This window comes from Amycolatopsis camponoti, from assembly GCF_902497555.1.
Lineage (GTDB): Bacteria > Actinomycetota > Actinomycetes > Mycobacteriales > Pseudonocardiaceae > Amycolatopsis > Amycolatopsis camponoti.
The window spans coordinates 1657375-1672464 of the sequence record NZ_CABVGP010000003.1 but is presented as its reverse complement, the minus strand read 5'-3'; the positions used below and the strand labels follow the sequence as shown (position 1 = coordinate 1672464).

Genomic DNA, 15090 nt, shown 5'->3' with positions numbered 1-15090 from the left:
AGCGTACGACCAGGGCCTTCGGCCGCTTGCTGCAGGGGACTGATCCGCACGGTAACGTGCGGGGCGAGTGCGACTCTGGGAGGTCCCCGCGGTGCCCGACCCGTTGTTCCCCACCCTCGCGTCAGGTTCGGGCAAGGAAGCCCTCCGGTTCGGCGAACAGGCTCTTGCTTACCGTGAACTCGCCGCGGTCGCCGGCGGTCTCGCCGCCGGGCTGCCCCGTGGCCGGGTCGCGGTCTGGGCGACCCCGACTCTCCACACGAGCGTCGCCGTCGTGGCCGCGCTGCTGGCCGGCGTCCCGGCCGTGCCGCTCAACCCGAAGATCGGCGAGCGTGAGCTGGCCCACATCCTCGCCGACAGCGAACCGGAGCTGGTGCTGGCCGAACCGGGCGTCGAGCTGCCCGAAGGCCTGGCGGCGCTGCCCCGCCATGACATCCCGCTGACCGGCGAAGCCACGCCGATCCCGGACGAGCCGGACCCCGAGACGCCCGCGCTGATCGTCTACACGTCGGGCACCACCGGCCCGCCCAAGGGCGTCGTCCTCCCCCGCCGGTCGATCGCGACGACGCTCGACGCTCTCGAGGACGCCTGGGGCTGGACCGGCGAAGACGTCCTCGTGCACGGGCTCCCGCTGTTCCACGTGCACGGCCTGATCCTCGGCATCCTCGGCCCGCTGCGCCGCGGCGGTTCGGTGCGCCACCTCGGCCGCTTCTCGACCGAAGGCGTCACGCGCGAGCTGGCGACCGGCGCGACCATGCTGTTCGGCGTCCCGACGATGTACCACCGCATCGCCGGCGAGGTCGCCACGGACACCGCACTGGCGGAGGCGCTGAAGAACGCACGGCTCCTGGTTTCCGGGTCGGCCGCGCTACCGGTGCACGACCACCAGCGGATCACCGCGGCGACCGGCCAGCAGGTCGTCGAGCGCTACGGGATGACCGAGACGCTGATGAACACGAGCGTCCGCGCGGACGGCGAGCGCAAGCCCGGCACCGTCGGCGTCCCGCTGCGCGGCGTCGAGCTCAGGCTGGTCGGCGAAGCCGGCGAGACGATCGAGGACCTCGACAGCGTCGGCGAGATCCAGGTGCGCGGGCCCAACTTGTTCACCGAGTACCTCAACCGCCCGGACGCGACGGCGGCCGCGTTCGACGGCGGCTGGTTCCGCACCGGCGACATGGCCACCCGCGACTCCGACGGGTACGTGCAGATCGTCGGGCGCAAGGCGACCGACCTGATCAAGAGCGGCGGCTACAAGATCGGCGCCGGCGAGATCGAGAACGCGCTGCTCGAACACCCCGGTGTCGCGGAGGCGGCCGTCACCGGCGAGCCGGACGACGACCTCGGCGAGCGGATCGTCGCGTGGATCGTGCCCGACGGGGAGCCACCCGGCGCGGAGGAGCTGGCCGACCACGTCGCGAAGCTGCTCGCGCCGCACAAGCGCCCGCGGGTCGTCCGCTACCTGGACGCGTTGCCGCGCAACGACATGGGCAAGGTCATGAAGCGGGCGCTCGGTGACTAGGCAGCCGGCGCGCGAGGTCGTCGGGGCGATCGCCAACGGCTTCGTGGAGTTCCCCACGCCGTTGCGCGACGAGCCGGCCGACGGGCCGATCGGCTGGCCCGGCTACCGCGAAGCACGCTCCGCCGCCGAAGAGCGCACCGGTGAGAAGGAGTCCGTCGTCTGCGGGACGGCGAAGGTCGGCGACGTCGAGGCCGTGCTGATCGCGTTCGAGTTCGGGTTCCTCGGCGGGTCGCTCGGGCAGCGCACCGGCGACCGGATCGAGGCGGCGTTCGCGCACGCGCGCGACGCGCGGCTGCCGGTGGTATCGCTGATTTCGACCGGCGGCAGCCGCATGCAGCAGGGCATGCGCGCGTTGATGCAGCTGCAGCGGGTGGCCCGGGCGTCGGCGCTGACGCGGGCGTCGGGCATCCCGCAGATCTCCGTGCTGCGCGACCCGACGACCGGCGGCGGCTGGGCGACGCTCGGCGCGGGTGCCGACGTCATCCTCGCGCTGCCGGAAGCACAGGTCGGCTTCGCGGGCTCGCGAGTGCGTCCGGACGGCTCGCCGGAGGCGTACACGGCGGAGGCCAAGTACGAGTGGGGTCAGGTCGACGCTCTGGTGTCCCCGGACGCGCTCGGCCCGACCCTGGAACGGTGGCTGCGGCTGCTGACCGCACGCTCGTCGGCGGCCGCTCCGCCACCTTCGGCGCTACGAGCGGCTTCGCTGCCTTCGACGGGCTGGGAAGCGGTGGAGGCCGCGCGTTCCCCGCGTCGGCCGCGAGCCGTCGAGTACCTCGACGCGTACTTCGACTGGCGCTCGGACGTCAGCGGCGACCGCACCGGCGGCGTCGACCCGGGTGTCCTGTGCGGCTTCGGCTGGCGCGACGGCCGGACGATCGCGTACGCGGCCCAGTGCGGCACACCGACGTTGCCTTCGGGCTTCCGGACGGCGGCGCGGCTGGTCAAGCTGGCTTCCCGGCTGGGCATCCCGGTGCTGACCCTGGTCGACACCCCGGGCGCGGCGAACGACGCGGCGGCCGAGCAGGCCGGCGCGGGCGGCGCGATCGCGGCGATGTTCGAAGCGGTCGCGACGGCCTCGATCCCGGTGACGACCTTGGTGATCGGCGAGGGCGGCTCGGGCGGCGCACTGGCGTTCGCGGCCCTGGAGTCGACGTGGGTGACCCCGGACGCGTACTTCTCGGTGACCTCCCCGGAAGCCGCGGCGGCAATCCTGAAGCGACCGGCTTCGGAGGTGCCGGACATCGCCAACCAGCTGCACCTGCGGCCACAGGACCTGGTGGACCTCGGGGTCGCCCGCGCGGTCGTGAGTGAGAAACAGGGTTAGAACACTGTTTCTCACTCACGACCTCTTCGCGAGCTTTGTGCCGCCGACGGGTCCATCCGTGGTTGGATCTTGCGATGGGGTATCGACTCAACAGGCGAGCGGCGTTCGGTTTGGGGACCGCCGTCGCCGCTGGAAGCATTCTGGCCGGCTCTCCCGCGTACGCGCAGGAAGCAGACATCGAGGCCAGCCCGGCCACACCGGACCGGGCCAGGCAGAAAGTGCGGCGCGTCTACGACACCGCGGCCGCTGAGGCAGGCGGCATCTGGAACTCCTACATCAGCGTGGCCGACGAGGTGGCCGTCGACGTGGCGTCCGACGAGATCGTCGAGGCGTACAGCGTCAACAAGGTGGCCGTCGCGGTCACCTTGATGGACAAGATCGACCGTGGCCTGCTCACCCTGGACCAGCAGGTCCAGGTGCCGGCGAGCATCGTCGTGCCGGGTGGTGACGGCATCATCATCCTGGACCAGGCGTACCCGAGCGCGTTCACGCTGGGGCACGTCCTGTCGCTGTTCCTCACGGTTTCGGACGACACGTGCGTCCGGCTGGTGGGGCTCGTGGTTCCGGCGGCCGAGATCAACCAGATCCTGGTGACCAAGGGCTTCCCCAAGACCCAGGTCACGCCGGTGGCCAACCCGAACCGCTACTTCCTCGGCCAGACCACTCCGCGCGAGACCCACGACCTGCTGAAGGCACTGGTCGCGGGCACGTTGCTGAGCCCGGCGTCGACGGAGTACCTGCTGTCCATCCTGCGGTCGCAGGTGGCGTTCACCGACGGTATCCGCCGGGAGATGTCGTCCGTCGATCGGGCGAGGATCGCCACGAAGGCGGGCTGGCTGAACGACGGCCGCAACGAGGCGGGCATCATGTTCGACGCCGCGGGCAAGCCGGTGCTGATCTACTCGATGTTCGCGCACGGCCAGGCGAACCCGGAGGACTTCGGGGCCACGCACCCGGTCCGGCAGGCGAGCGCGAAGATGGGGCCGAAGTTCCTGCGCGCGGTCGACAAGATCGCGGGCGCCGGCGCCAGGACCTTCCGGGCACCGGCCTACCAGCAATACAACGGCGGCTGACCGCAGCTACCTCGTGAGTGAGAAACAGGGTTAGAACACTGTTTCTCACTCACGAGGTCTTGGCGAGCTCCGGAACCCGGTCGACCCAGGTGCCGTGCGGTTCCAGGGTGACCTCGCGGACGTCGTCCTCGCGGCGGTCCAGCCGCACCACCAGGTAGTCGGCCGACAGCCGTTCCGCCGAACCCTCGCCCCACTCGACCACGATGGCCGAGCGTTCCAGGTCGGTGTCCAGGTCGAGGTCGTCCAGCTGGGACAGGTCACCGCCGAGGCGGTACGCGTCCACGTGCACCAGCGGCACTCCCGCCGCGCCCGCCGGGTGGACGCGGGCCAGGACGAACGTCGGGGAGCTGACGCGGCCGCCGACGCCGAGGCCGTCCGCGATGCCGCGGGTCAGCGTCGTCTTGCCCGCGCCGAGGGGACCCGCGAGCAGCACCAGGTCGCCCGCGCGCAGCGAACGGCCGAGGGACCGCCCGAACTCCATCGTGTCTTCGGGCTTCGGGTACAGATGCGTCAACGCTGCCACCACCAGTTTCGCCGGGCTGAAGTCATGCCGTCCACACCGGAACAGCGTTGCAGGAGATCGATCAGGTGGCTGGTCACCAGCTCGGGCTGTTCGAGCAGCACCATGTGCCCGGCGCCGCGCACGCGCACCAGCTCCGCGTCGGGCAGCTCGGACGCGATCCGCTCGGCGTGCGAGAACGGCGTGAACCGGTCCGAATCGCCGCCGATGACCAGCACTTCCGCGTGCTTCAACCCGGCCAGCGCCGCGTACCGGTTGTGGCTGCCGAGCGTGTCGACGAAGTTGACGAGCCCGCGGACCGGCGTCACCTCGAGCATTTCGAGCATGAAGTCGACCAGCCTCGGCGCGACGTCGCGGCTGCCGAAAGCCAAGCGCCGCACGGCTTGGCGCGTCAGCTGCCCACCCGCGGCGCGAACGAACTCCACCAGCCCCGGCTGCCAGCCGGCGAGACCGCCGGCGGCGCGCGTCAGCGGGTTGTACTTCGAGAGCAGCGAACGCGGCAACCCGCGTGCGCCCACTTCGCCCGCCGCGGTCGCGATGAACGCGACGCCTTCGACACGCTCTTCGAACAAGGAAGGAAACTCGGCGGCCAGCTCCATGATCACCATGCCGCCCATCGAGTGCCCCATCAGCACGAGGGGCCCGTCCGGCACCACGGACCGCAGCACGACGTCGAGGTCGCGCGCCAGCTGCTCGATCGTCGAGTTCTCCGCCGAAGCCGCGCCGGACAGGCCGTGGCCGCGGTGGTCGTAGTACACCTGACGCACGCGCGGCAGCCGAAGCGACTCGAGGTCGCGACGCTGGAAGTGCCAGCAGCGCCGCGAAAGCGCGAAGCCGTGTACCCCCACGACAGTCAGTTCGGGCTTGCCGCCGTCCCCCGGGTCGATCTCCTCGACCGAAAGCGGCGTGCCGTCGTCGGCCGCGACCGTGTAGACGCGGTCGGGCTTCAGCTCCCCCAGCGGCTCGTCCACGTACGGATCCTCACTGTGCCGCCGCTGCTGCGCGGCGACGATTGCGGCGGCGGCCGTCCCGGTGGCGATGGCCCCGACCCCGCCGGCGATGGCCAGCAGTCGACGTGAAGGTGTCACGAGCGCTCTCCCAGATACCGGCGCCGCACCCGCGGGCGGTACATCGAGGTGACGACCTCGTAGTCGATGGTGCCCAGCTTGTCGGCCCATTCCCGGGCCGTCGGCTCGCCGTTCCCACCGGCGCCGAACAGGACGACCTCATCGCCGACGGACGGCTCGAAGTCACCGCAGTCGACGACGAGCTGGTCCATGCAGACCCGCCCGGCCACCGGCCGCCGCTGCCCGCCGAGCCAGACGTCCATCCGCCCGGACAGCGACCGCGGGACGCCGTCGGCGTACCCGGCCGGCACGAGCGCCAGGTTCGTGTCGCGCGAAGCCGTCCAGGTGTGGCCGTAGGAAACCGATTCGCCGGCTTCGATGCGCTTGACCAGCGCGACCGTGGACCGGAACGTCATGGCCGGGCGCAGGTCTTCGGCCTGCGGCACCGGATTCAGCCCGTACATCGCGATGCCCGGGCGGACGATGTCGAAGTGCAGGTCCGGCCGGGTGAGCAAGGCCGCGGAGTTCGCCAGGTGCCGCTTCGGGTCGAGCCCGGCGGCGCGGGCGGCGTCGTAGGCCTCGGCGAACCGCTTCGCCTGGAGGTCGGTCGCCGGGTGGTCCGGCTCGTCCGCGCACGCGAGGTGGGACCAGATCGCGACGACTTCGACCCGCGGTTCGGCGGCCGCCGATTCGACCAGCTCGGCCCACTGGGCGGGCGGGCAGCCGTTGCGCGAGAGCCCGGTGTCGATTTTGAGGTGCACACGAGCCCGGGTACCCACCGGCGTGGCGGCCGCGATGCGGCGTAGCTCACCCACGGAACTGGCCGCGAGGTCGACGCCGGCCTCGATGCCCGGCGCGAAGTCGACGTCCGGAGTGTCCAGCCAGCTGAACAGCCGGGTCGTGATCCCGGCTTCGCGCAGGGCCAGGGCCTCGCCGAGCGAGCACGTGCCGAGCCAGCCCGCGCCGGCCTCGACCGCGGCGCGCGCCACCGGCAGCGCGCCGTGGCCGTAGGCGTCGGCCTTCACCACGGCCATCACCTCGGCACCGGGCGCGCGGGCGCCCAGCAGGGTGAGGTTGTGGCGGATCGCGTCGAGGTCGATGTCGACCCGGGCGCGGGAGAAACTGGGAGTCATGGCGACTCCCAGTTTCCCATGACCCGAGGTCAGGGCAGGCGCAGCCCGGACGTGGCGGAGAACACGTGCAGCTCGTCGGGGCGGATCCGCAGGTGCAGGGTGTCGCCCATGGCCGGCGGCGTGCGCGGGTCGACCCGGACGACGACGTTGGGCCGGGTGTCGTCGGCGTCGGTCTGGGCGAGCTTGCCGTAGACGAAGGCGTCCGAGCCGAGCTCCTCGACCAGGTCCACCTTGATCGGCAGGGCGCCGTCCTCGTTCGTCACGACCTCGAGGGCCTCGGGGCGGAAGCCCAGGGTCACGGTGTCGCCGTCGGCGGCGGCGATCGTCTCGCGGGTCAGCGGCACGCGCGCGCCGCCCACCTCGGCCCCGTCGGCCGTCAGCTTCGCGGTGGCGAGGTTCATCGCAGGCGAGCCGATGAACCCGGCGACGAAAGCGTTCGCGGGCCGGTCGTACAGGGCGCGCGGGGTGTCGCACTGCTGCAGCAGACCGTCCGACAGCACGGCGACGCGGTCACCCATCGTCATGGCCTCGACCTGGTCGTGCGTGACGTAGACCGTGGTGACGCCGAGGCGGCGCTGCAGCGCGGCGATCTGCGTACGCGTCGACACTCGCAGCTTCGCGTCGAGGTTCGACAGCGGCTCGTCCATCAGGAAGACCTGCGGCTCGCGGACGATCGCGCGGCCCATCGCGACGCGCTGGCGCTGACCACCGGAGAGCGCCTTCGGCTTGCGGTCGAGGTAGTCCACGATGTCGAGCAGCTTCGCGGCCTCGAGGACCTTCTGCTTGATCTCGGACGCGGGACGCCCGGCGATCTTCAGCGCGAAGCCCATGTTCTGCGCGACCGTCATGTGCGGGTACAGCGCGTAGTTCTGGAACACCATCGCGATGTCGCGCGAGCGCGGCGGCAGCTGCGTGACGTCGCGGTCGCCGATCCAGACGGCGCCGTCGTCGATGTCCTCGAGGCCGGCGAGCATGCGCAGGCTGGTCGACTTGCCGCAGCCGGACGGGCCGACCAGCACCAGGAACTCGCCGTCGGCGATCTCCAGGTCCAGCGCGTCGACCGCGGGGCGCTCCGAACCGGCGTAGCGCCGGGTCGCCTTGTCGTAGGTGATGGAAGCCATCGGTCAGTCCTCTCCGAGATTCCGCCGGACCCCGTACGCCGCTTCGCGGGCTTCGAGGTGGCGCTGCTGGATCCGGTGGCCCTCGGCGCGCTGCGCCTCGGTCGGCTCGTCCAGCTCGAGCCGGGCTTTCGTGTTTTCCTGCCAGGACGGGGGTTCCGCACTGGAAGTCAGGGCCCAGGCCGCCTGCCGCGCCGCGCCGATGGCGACGTACTCGGCGACGTCGGGCAGCTGCACGGGCACGCCGAACACCAGCGGTGCGACCGCGCGGACGGCGGCCGACTGCGCGCCCCCGCCGATCAGCAGCACGCGGCCGACGTCGAGGCCGTGCGCGCGCACCGCGTCGAGGCCGGCGGCGAGGCCGCAGAGCATGCCTTCGACGGCGCTGCGCGCGAGGTTCTCCGGGGTCATGTTCACCCTGGTCAGCCCGGTCAGCGAGCCGGTCGCGCCGGGCAGGTTCGGGGTGCGCTCGCCGTCGAGGTAGGGCAGGAAGGTCAGGCCGCCGGCGCCGGGCTCGGCCCGCAGCGCCAGCCGGTCGAACTCGCTCAGCGTCGCGCCGAGCATGGCCGCCGTCGCGGTGAGGACGCGCGCGGCGTTGAGCGTGCAGGCGAGCGGCAGGAACCGGCCGGTGGCGTCGGCGAACCCGGCCACCTCGCCGGACGCGTCGGCCGCGCCGGTTTCGGCGACGCCGAACACGGTCCCGCTGGTGCCCAGCGAGACGACGACGTCGCCCGGCTGCAGCTCGAGCGCGAGGGCGGCGGCCATGTTGTCGCCCGTGCCCGCGGAGACGAGCACTCCGTCCGGGGTGTGGCCGGCGGTGTCGGCCGGGCCGAGGACGGTGGGCAGCTCCGGCGTCCGGCCGCCGAAGGCGTGGGCCAGGACGTCGAGGCGGTAGGCGTTGTCGGACGGCGAGAAGTACCCGGTGCCGGACGCGTCGCCGCGGTCGGTGACCGGGGCGCCGCCGGTGAGCTTCCAGGTCAGCCAGTCGTGCGGGAGCAGCACGCGGGCGACGCGGTCGGCGAGCTCCGGCTCGTGGTCGGCCAGCCAGCGCAGCTTCGTGACGGTGAAGCTGGCGACCGGCACCGAGCCGACCGACTTCGCCCAGACCGACGGCCCGCCGAGCTCGTCGATGAGGTCGAGCGCCGACTGCGCGGAGCGGGTGTCGTTCCACAGCAGCGCGGGGCGGACGACCTCGTCGTCCTCGTCGAGGGTGACCATGCCGTGCTGCTGACCGCCGACGCCGATGGCCTTGACGTCGTCGAGCAGGCCCTTCGTGGCTTCACCGAAGGCGTCCCACCAGGCGGCGGGGTCGACCTCGGTGCCCTCGGGGTGCGGCGCGCGGCCGGTGCGGACGATCTCGCCGGTTTCGGCGTCGCACACGACGACCTTGGTCGACTGCGTGGACGAGTCGATGCCGGCGACCAGCTCAGCTGTCATAGGGCTGCCCCTCTGCGACGTGTTCGACGATCTCGATCGCGGTACCGGCGTTGAGCGCGGCCTCGATCTCCTCGGTCGGCGTGGTTTCGCCGGTGATCAGCAGGTCGTAGTCGCCGACGTCGCCGTGCCCGTAGGTGGCGGTGCGGCCGAACTTCGAGTGGTCGACGACGAGGACCGTCCGGTTCGCGACCCGCAGCGCCGCCTTCTTCAGCTCGGCGTAGTCGCGGTCGGGGTGGAACAGCCGCCCGACGGCGACGGCGGTGACCGAGACGAACGAGACGTCGGCGCGGAGGGAGTCGAGCAGGTTCAGGACCTCGGGGCCGGAGCAGGAGTCGTACTCGGGCGAGTACCGGCCGCCCGCCAGTACGACGTCGACCTTCGAGCCGAGCAGCCGGGCGGCGTGCAGCGAGTTCGTGACGACGGTGAGGGCGTCGATCTCGGCGAGGCGCTTGACCAGCGGGAGGAGCGTGGTGGAGTCGTCGACGAAGACGGTCTGGCCGGGCTGGACGTGGTTCGCGGCCGCTTCGCCGAGGGCCTCTTTCTCACCGTGGTGAAGGGTGTCTCGGAAGCGGGCGGCGGTCTCGATGGTGAGGGCCGGGTAGGCCTCGACCTTGCCGCGCAGCTTGCGCAGGAGACGGCGCTCGGCGAGGTCGTCGAGGTCGCGGTGCATGGTCATCAGGCTGACCCGGAACCTCGTCGTCAGGTCGTCGATGCGGGCCTCGCCCTGCTCGATGACGTGGTCGAGGATGTCCTGCCGCCGCTGTTCGACGACGGCATCGGACGGCCGGGTCTTCCGGTCTCCAGGTGCTGTGCCGCCGCTCACACGGCATTCTTACCAGATTTAGCGCCCGGAGTTAACAGAGAACTCGATAAGTCTTCTCAGGACGTCAGCGAGCGGATCGCGCGGATCGCCTCCGGGATCGCGTGGACCAGGCCCGACGCCGACGTCGGGGCGTTCTGGGCCGCGATCGCGCCCGCCAGCGAATGCACGTGGGCCGCCGCCGCGGCCGCCAGCCAGGGGTCCAGGCCCGCCGCCAGCAGGGCGCCCACCAGGCCCGACAGCACGTCGCCCGAGCCCGCCGTCGCCAGCCAGGCCCCACGCGGGGTGTTGACCGCGACCCGGCCGTCCGGAGCCGCGATCACCGTGACGTGCCCCTTCAGCAGCACGACCGCGTCGTACTTCTTCGCCGCTTCGCGCGCTGCCGCCACCCGGTCCGCGCCGGGCTTACGGCCCATCAGGCGCTCGTACTCGCCCGCGTGCGGGGTCAGCACCAGCGGTGTGTCCGGGTCACGGGCGTCCAGGACCTCCGGGGACTTCGCGATGATCGTCGTCGCGTCGGCGTCCGCGCAGACCGGGACGCCCTGGCCGAGCACGTGCCGCAGCACGTCACGCCCCTCGGAGCCGGTGCCGATGCCCGGTCCGACCGCCCACGCCTGGACGCGCCCGGCGTCCGCGACCGTGCCCGTCGCGATGATCTCCGGCCACTGCGACCGGACGACGTCGGCCGCGTGGCCCGCGTAGCGCACCAGGCCCGCCGTCGCGCGCACCGCCGAACCCGCCGCCAGCACCGCCGCGCCCGGGTAGGTCGCCGAGCCCGCCGCGATTCCGACCACGCCCTGGCTGTACTTGTCGTCTTCGGGCCCGGGCACCGGCCAAGCCGCGGCGACGTCCACGATGTCGAGCCGCCGCAGGTCGGGGTCGGCCAGCTCGAGGCCGATGTCGACCAGCACGACCTCGCCGCAGTGGGTGGGCGCCAACGCGTGCACCGGCTTGAGCGCACCGAACGTCACCGTGCGGGCCGCCTTCACCGCCGGGCCGTCGACGGCGCCGGTGTCCGGGTCGACGCCGCTGGGCAGGTCGACGGCGACGATCGGCGCCTCGACCAGCTCGACGAGCCGGGCCGCATCCGGACGCAGACCGCCTTTGCCGGAGATCCCGATGATGCCGTCGACCACGACGTCGGCCTTCGCGATCCACTGTGGACCGTCCTCGGGGGACACGATCCGGCCGCCGGCCCGCTTCAGTGCCTCGAGACCGGCGGGGTGCGCCTTCTCGGGCTTGAGCAGGATCGCCGTGACGGCGACCCCGCGTCGGCGCAGGAAAGCCCCGGCCCAGAGCGCGTCGCCGCCGTTGTCGCCCGAGCCGACCAGCAGCACGACCCGGCGGCCGGAGACCGCACCGGTGTGGTCTCCGAGGAAGTCCGCCAGCTGCACCGAGAGCCCGAAGGACGCTCGGCGCATCAACTCGCCTTCGGGCGTCACGGCGAACGCCCGCCCCTCCGCCTCGCGAATCCGTTCCGTGGTCCAGATTCCCTGCACGGCGGAGCCTCTCTACGCTGTGTTATTCAACAGTCACGGACTTCGCCAGGTTACGCGGCTTGTCGACGTCGTACCCGCGGGCGCGGGCGATCTCCGCGGCCAGCACCTGCAGCGGCACCGTGGACACCAGCGGCTGCAGCAGTGTCGGCACCGCGGGGACCTCGATGAGCTCGTCCGCGAACGGCCGGACCGTCTCGTCGCCCTCTTCGGCGATCACGATCGTGCGGGCGCCGCGCGCCTGGATCTCGCTGATGTTCGACACCAGCTTCGAGTGCAGCACCGCACGGCCCTTGGGCGACGGCATCACGACGACGACCGGCAGGCCCTCTTCGATCAGCGCGATCGGGCCGTGCTTCAGCTCGCCGGCCGCGAAGCCCTCGGCGTGCATGTACGCGAGTTCCTTGAGCTTGAGCGCGCCTTCGAGGGCGACCGGGAACCCGACGTGGCGGCCGAGGAACAGGATCGCCTTCGAGTCGGCGATCCGGCGGCCGAGGTCGCGCACCTGGTCCACAGTGGACAGCACCTTCTGGACGGCCGCGGGCATGGCCTCCAGCTCGGCGAACTCGCGGGCGACCTCGTCCGGGTACTTCGTGCCGCGGGCCTGCGCCAGCGCCAGGCCGACCAGGTAGTTGGCCGCGATCTGGGCGAGGAACGCCTTGGTCGAGGCGACGCCGATCTCGGGCCCGGCGTGCGTGTAGAGCACGGCGTCGGACTCGCGCGGGATCTGCGCGCCGTTGGTGTTGCAGACGGCCAGGACGCGCGCCTTCTGCTCGCGCGCGTGCCGGACGGCTTCGAGCGTGTCCGCCGTCTCGCCGGACTGGGAGACGGCGACGACCAGCGTGTCGCGGTCGAGGACCGGGTCGCGGTAGCGGAACTCCGAGGCCAGCTCGACCTCGACCGGCAGCCGTGTCCAGTGCTCGATGGCGTACTTGGCGACCAGGCCGGAGTGGTAGGCCGAACCGCAGGCGACGACGAAGACCTTGTCGACGTCGCGCAGGTCCTGGTCGGAGATGCGCTGCTCGTCGAGGATGATCCGGCCGGACTCGAAGTGCCCGCGAAGGGTGTTCGCGAGCGCCTCGGGCTGCTCCTCGATCTCCTTGAGCATGAAGTACTCGTGGCCGCCCTTTTCGGCGGCGGAGAGGTCCCAGTCGACGGTGAACGGCTTGGCCTGGGCGGCGTCGCCGTGGAAGTCGGTGACCTCGTAGCCCTCGCGGGTGATGACGACGAGCTGGTCCTGGCCCAGCTCGACGGCCTCGCGGGTGTGCTCGATGAACGCGGCGACGTCGGAGGCGACGAAGTGCTCGCCCTCCCCGACCCCGACGACCAGCGGCGACGACCGGCGCGCGGCCACGATCGTGTCCGGCTGGTCGGCGTGCGTCACCACCAGGGTGAAGGCGCCTTCGAGCCGTCGGCAGACGGCGGCGACGCTCGCGGCCAGGTCACCCTTGGTGTCGCCTTCGGTGTAGGCGCGGGCGACGAGGTGCGCGGCGGTCTCGCTGTCGGTGTCGCTGGCCATCTCGACGCCGTCGGCTTCGAGCTCGGCGCGAAGGGCGGCGAAGTTCTCGATGATGCCGTTGTGCACGACGGCGACGCGCTGCGAGGCGTCGCGGTGCGGGTGCGAGTTCCGGTCGATCGGCGCGCCGTGGGTGGCCCAGCGGGTGTGGCCCATGCCGGCGGTGCCGGTGATGCTCTCCCGGCCGACCTTGTCGAGCTCGGCTTCCAGGTTGGCGAGCCGGCCGGCCTTGCGCTCGACGGTCAGCTCCCCGCCGTCCAGCACGGCGATCCCGGCCGAGTCGTAACCGCGGTACTCCATGCGACGGAGCCCGCCGAGGACGACGTCCAGAGCCGGGCGGTGCCCGACATATCCCACGATTCCACACACGAGCACCAGCCTAACGAGGGATATTCAGCGGGTTGACTGGGTCTGGAAAGTGGGTTTTACCTGCGTGAATGTTGCGCCCGATGGTCCGGACCAATGCTTTGTCACTCACACGTGGGGGCTGTTGGTCCGCCACCCCGAAGCCTGATTGTGACTACGGACGGCAGCACCGCGTCAAGGCGGGAAAGATGCCTTGACCCGGTACTCCCGTCCGTGTTCGGGCTTCGGATCGGGGTTGCGGGGAGGTCTGGGTGGCTGAGTCTGGTGCCTGTGCTGCTTCTGGCGGGCCGGGCCGTCCGGTACGCCGGCTGATCGTCGGTGCGGCGGGCGCGCCGTGCCGGGGGTCGGGCGCTAGGGTTCCGGGCATGGCCAGCAAGCCCAAGCAGCTGCTCGCGGAGTTGACGCACCCGGGTCCGCACGAGGTTCTCCGGGGCAACCTTGCCCTGGTCGGGCTGCCCGGCGTCGTCTACACACCAGGTGCCGGGCTCGGGTTGCCCGCTCTTGCCTTCGGGCACGGGTGGCTGCAGCCGCCCGATCGGTACCGGCAGCTGCTGCACCACCTCGCCAGCTGGGGCATCGTCGCCGCCGCGCCCGCTACCCAGCGGGGTCCGCTGCCGTCGCACCGGTTGCTCGCCGCCGACCTGATGACCACCCTCGACGTCGTCACGACCGTGCGGCTCGGGCCGGACGGCATCAGCGTCGACCCGGCCAAGCTCGGCCTCGCCGGGCACTCCACCGGGGGCGGCTCCGCCGTCCTCGCCGCGGCTCAGGACGCGCAGTCCGAGCACCCGCGGATCAAGGCGGTCGCGACCATCACCGCCGCCCAGACGCTGCCGCCGGCCACCGAGTCGGCGAAGGCCATCACCGTCCCCGGGCTGCACCTCGCCGCCGAAGAGGACCTCGTCGCCCCGAAGATCGGGCACGCCGAGGCCATCACGAACGCCTGGGGCGGCGAAGACGTCCAGCTGCGCACCCTCGGCAAGTCGACCCACCTGGGCGTCACCGAGGGACGGCACTGGTCGCAGCTGATCATGCACGGCAAGCCGCACCGCAAGACGCAGCAGCTCACGCGTGCCCTGTTCACGGCGTTCTTCCTGACGCACCTCACCGGCACGGACAAGTACCGGGCGCTGCTGGAGGCCGACGTCAAGCGCGCCCCCATCGAGCGCGAAGAAGAACCCGCGCACTGACGCGGAAAGGGCCCGGCCGGAGCCGGGCCCTTTCGAAGAAACTCAGACCAGCCAGCTCGTGCTGGAGAAGTCGTCCTCGTCCTCGATCTGACGCGCGTGCCGCCCCCGCTTCGACGGCTCCGGGGCCGGTTCCGGCACGGGCTCGGGCCGGGGCGCCGCCGCCGCGGGCAGCGGGGTGCCGTAGCTCGGCGTCGGGTACGGCGTGCGGCCGGTGTCCGCTTCCTCGTCCTCGACGCCGAACTCCATCAGGGACTCGCGGCCCTTGTCGGCCAGCGTCTTCTCCGTCGCCCAGCCGCCCGCGCTCTCCTTGCGCTTGGTGAGCTCGTCCATGTGCTCGGCGTACTTCTGCGCGGCGGCGAGCTCGTTCTTCAGCCCTTCGCGGGCCTGCTTCTCGGCCTCCGCGACCCGGCGTTCGCGCAGCCCCCGCTGCTCGTCCTGCTCGCGCGCCGCGGCGTCCATCGTCGAGATCGCCGCGCGATACCGCTCTTCGGCGCTGCTCATCGCCCCTCCTCGC

The 15090-nt window shown here is 71.9% G+C and carries 13 protein-coding genes; 4 read left to right on the top strand and 9 right to left on the bottom strand.

The features are described 5' to 3' along the window. The first annotated feature begins 91 nt into the window (after positions 1-91). The 3 genes from AA23TX_RS44625 to AA23TX_RS44615 all read left to right on the top strand — a co-directional run bounded on the left by AA23TX_RS44625 (position 92) and on the right by AA23TX_RS44615 (position 3913). Positions 92-1516, top strand: coding sequence for an acyl-CoA synthetase (locus tag AA23TX_RS44625; RefSeq protein ID WP_155549476.1), 1425 nt, complete (start codon positions 92-94; stop codon positions 1514-1516). Then, on the top strand, positions 1509-2840 hold the full coding sequence (locus AA23TX_RS44620) for a carboxyl transferase domain-containing protein (RefSeq protein ID WP_155548912.1): 1332 nt from the start codon (positions 1509-1511) through the stop codon (positions 2838-2840). The genes AA23TX_RS44625 and AA23TX_RS44620 overlap by 8 nt, the downstream gene beginning before the upstream one ends. A gap of 110 nt (positions 2841-2950) precedes the next feature. Then, positions 2951-3913 (top strand): serine hydrolase, encoded by a 963-nt coding sequence (locus AA23TX_RS44615; protein WP_155549475.1) that lies wholly within the window; start codon positions 2951-2953, stop codon positions 3911-3913. 49 nt (positions 3914-3962) lie between these two features. Here AA23TX_RS44615 and tsaE read toward each other — a convergent pair whose 3' ends face one another. From tsaE to glmS, 8 genes are read right to left on the bottom strand one after another with little or no spacing between them, the layout of a single operon-like run. Next, the gene (gene tsaE / locus AA23TX_RS44610) at positions 3963-4439 is read right to left on the bottom strand and encodes a tRNA (adenosine(37)-N6)-threonylcarbamoyltransferase complex ATPase subunit type 1 TsaE (RefSeq protein WP_155548911.1); all 477 of its coding nucleotides are present in this window, start codon (positions 4437-4439) and stop codon (positions 3963-3965) included. Continuing rightward, complete coding sequence (locus AA23TX_RS44605; protein WP_196425879.1) at positions 4424-5521, bottom strand: alpha/beta fold hydrolase; 1098 nt, start codon at positions 5519-5521, stop codon at positions 4424-4426. Before AA23TX_RS44605 ends, tsaE begins: the two co-directional genes overlap by 16 nt. Next, complete coding sequence (alr, locus tag AA23TX_RS44600; protein ID WP_155548910.1) at positions 5518-6633, bottom strand: alanine racemase; 1116 nt, start codon at positions 6631-6633, stop codon at positions 5518-5520. Before alr ends, AA23TX_RS44605 begins: the two co-directional genes overlap by 4 nt. Before the next feature lie 29 nt (positions 6634-6662). Continuing rightward, entirely contained in the window at positions 6663-7754 is a 1092-nt protein-coding gene (locus AA23TX_RS44595) for an ABC transporter ATP-binding protein (protein WP_155548909.1), read from the bottom strand. Between the two features lie 3 nt (positions 7755-7757). After that, positions 7758-9188 (bottom strand): xylulokinase, encoded by a 1431-nt coding sequence (gene xylB, locus AA23TX_RS44590; protein WP_155548908.1) that lies wholly within the window; start codon positions 9186-9188, stop codon positions 7758-7760. Further along, entirely contained in the window at positions 9178-10011 is an 834-nt protein-coding gene (locus tag AA23TX_RS44585; protein WP_155548907.1) for a DeoR/GlpR family DNA-binding transcription regulator, read from the bottom strand. The genes xylB and AA23TX_RS44585 overlap by 11 nt, the downstream gene beginning before the upstream one ends. A 56-nt stretch (positions 10012-10067) precedes the next feature. Next, complete coding sequence (locus AA23TX_RS44580) at positions 10068-11507, bottom strand: NAD(P)H-hydrate dehydratase (RefSeq protein WP_155548906.1); 1440 nt, start codon at positions 11505-11507, stop codon at positions 10068-10070. A gap of 22 nt (positions 11508-11529) precedes the next feature. Continuing rightward, positions 11530-13389: a glutamine--fructose-6-phosphate transaminase (isomerizing) gene (gene glmS, locus AA23TX_RS44575; RefSeq protein WP_155548905.1), complete on the bottom strand. Its 1860-nt coding sequence runs from the start codon at positions 13387-13389 to the stop codon at positions 11530-11532. A 362-nt stretch (positions 13390-13751) separates the two neighbouring features. Between glmS and AA23TX_RS44570 the strand changes: the two genes are divergently transcribed. Continuing rightward, positions 13752-14576, top strand: a complete 825-nt coding sequence (locus tag AA23TX_RS44570) for a dienelactone hydrolase family protein (RefSeq protein WP_155548904.1) — start codon at positions 13752-13754, stop codon at positions 14574-14576. Between the two features lie 42 nt (positions 14577-14618). Here the strand turns inward: AA23TX_RS44570 and AA23TX_RS44565 are convergent, their stop codons facing one another. Next, positions 14619-15077: a hypothetical protein gene (locus AA23TX_RS44565; RefSeq protein ID WP_155548903.1), complete on the bottom strand. Its 459-nt coding sequence runs from the start codon at positions 15075-15077 to the stop codon at positions 14619-14621. Between the last annotated feature and the right edge of the window lie 13 nt (positions 15078-15090).

What these genes read in the sequence shown, in the direction of transcription:
- alr (WP_155548910.1), bottom strand. Translation starts at nt 6,633, where the DNA reads ATGACTCCCAGTTTCTCCCGCGCCCGGGTCGACATCGACCTCGACGCG.
- AA23TX_RS44595 (WP_155548909.1), bottom strand. Translation starts at nt 7,754, where the DNA reads ATGGCTTCCATCACCTACGACAAGGCGACCCGGCGCTACGCCGGTTCG.
- xylB (WP_155548908.1), bottom strand. Translation starts at nt 9,188, where the DNA reads ATGACAGCTGAGCTGGTCGCCGGCATCGACTCGTCCACGCAGTCGACC.
- AA23TX_RS44570 (WP_155548904.1), top strand. Translation starts at nt 13,752, where the DNA reads ATGGCCAGCAAGCCCAAGCAGCTGCTCGCGGAGTTGACGCACCCGGGT.
- AA23TX_RS44565 (WP_155548903.1), bottom strand. Translation starts at nt 15,077, where the DNA reads ATGAGCAGCGCCGAAGAGCGGTATCGCGCGGCGATCTCGACGATGGAC.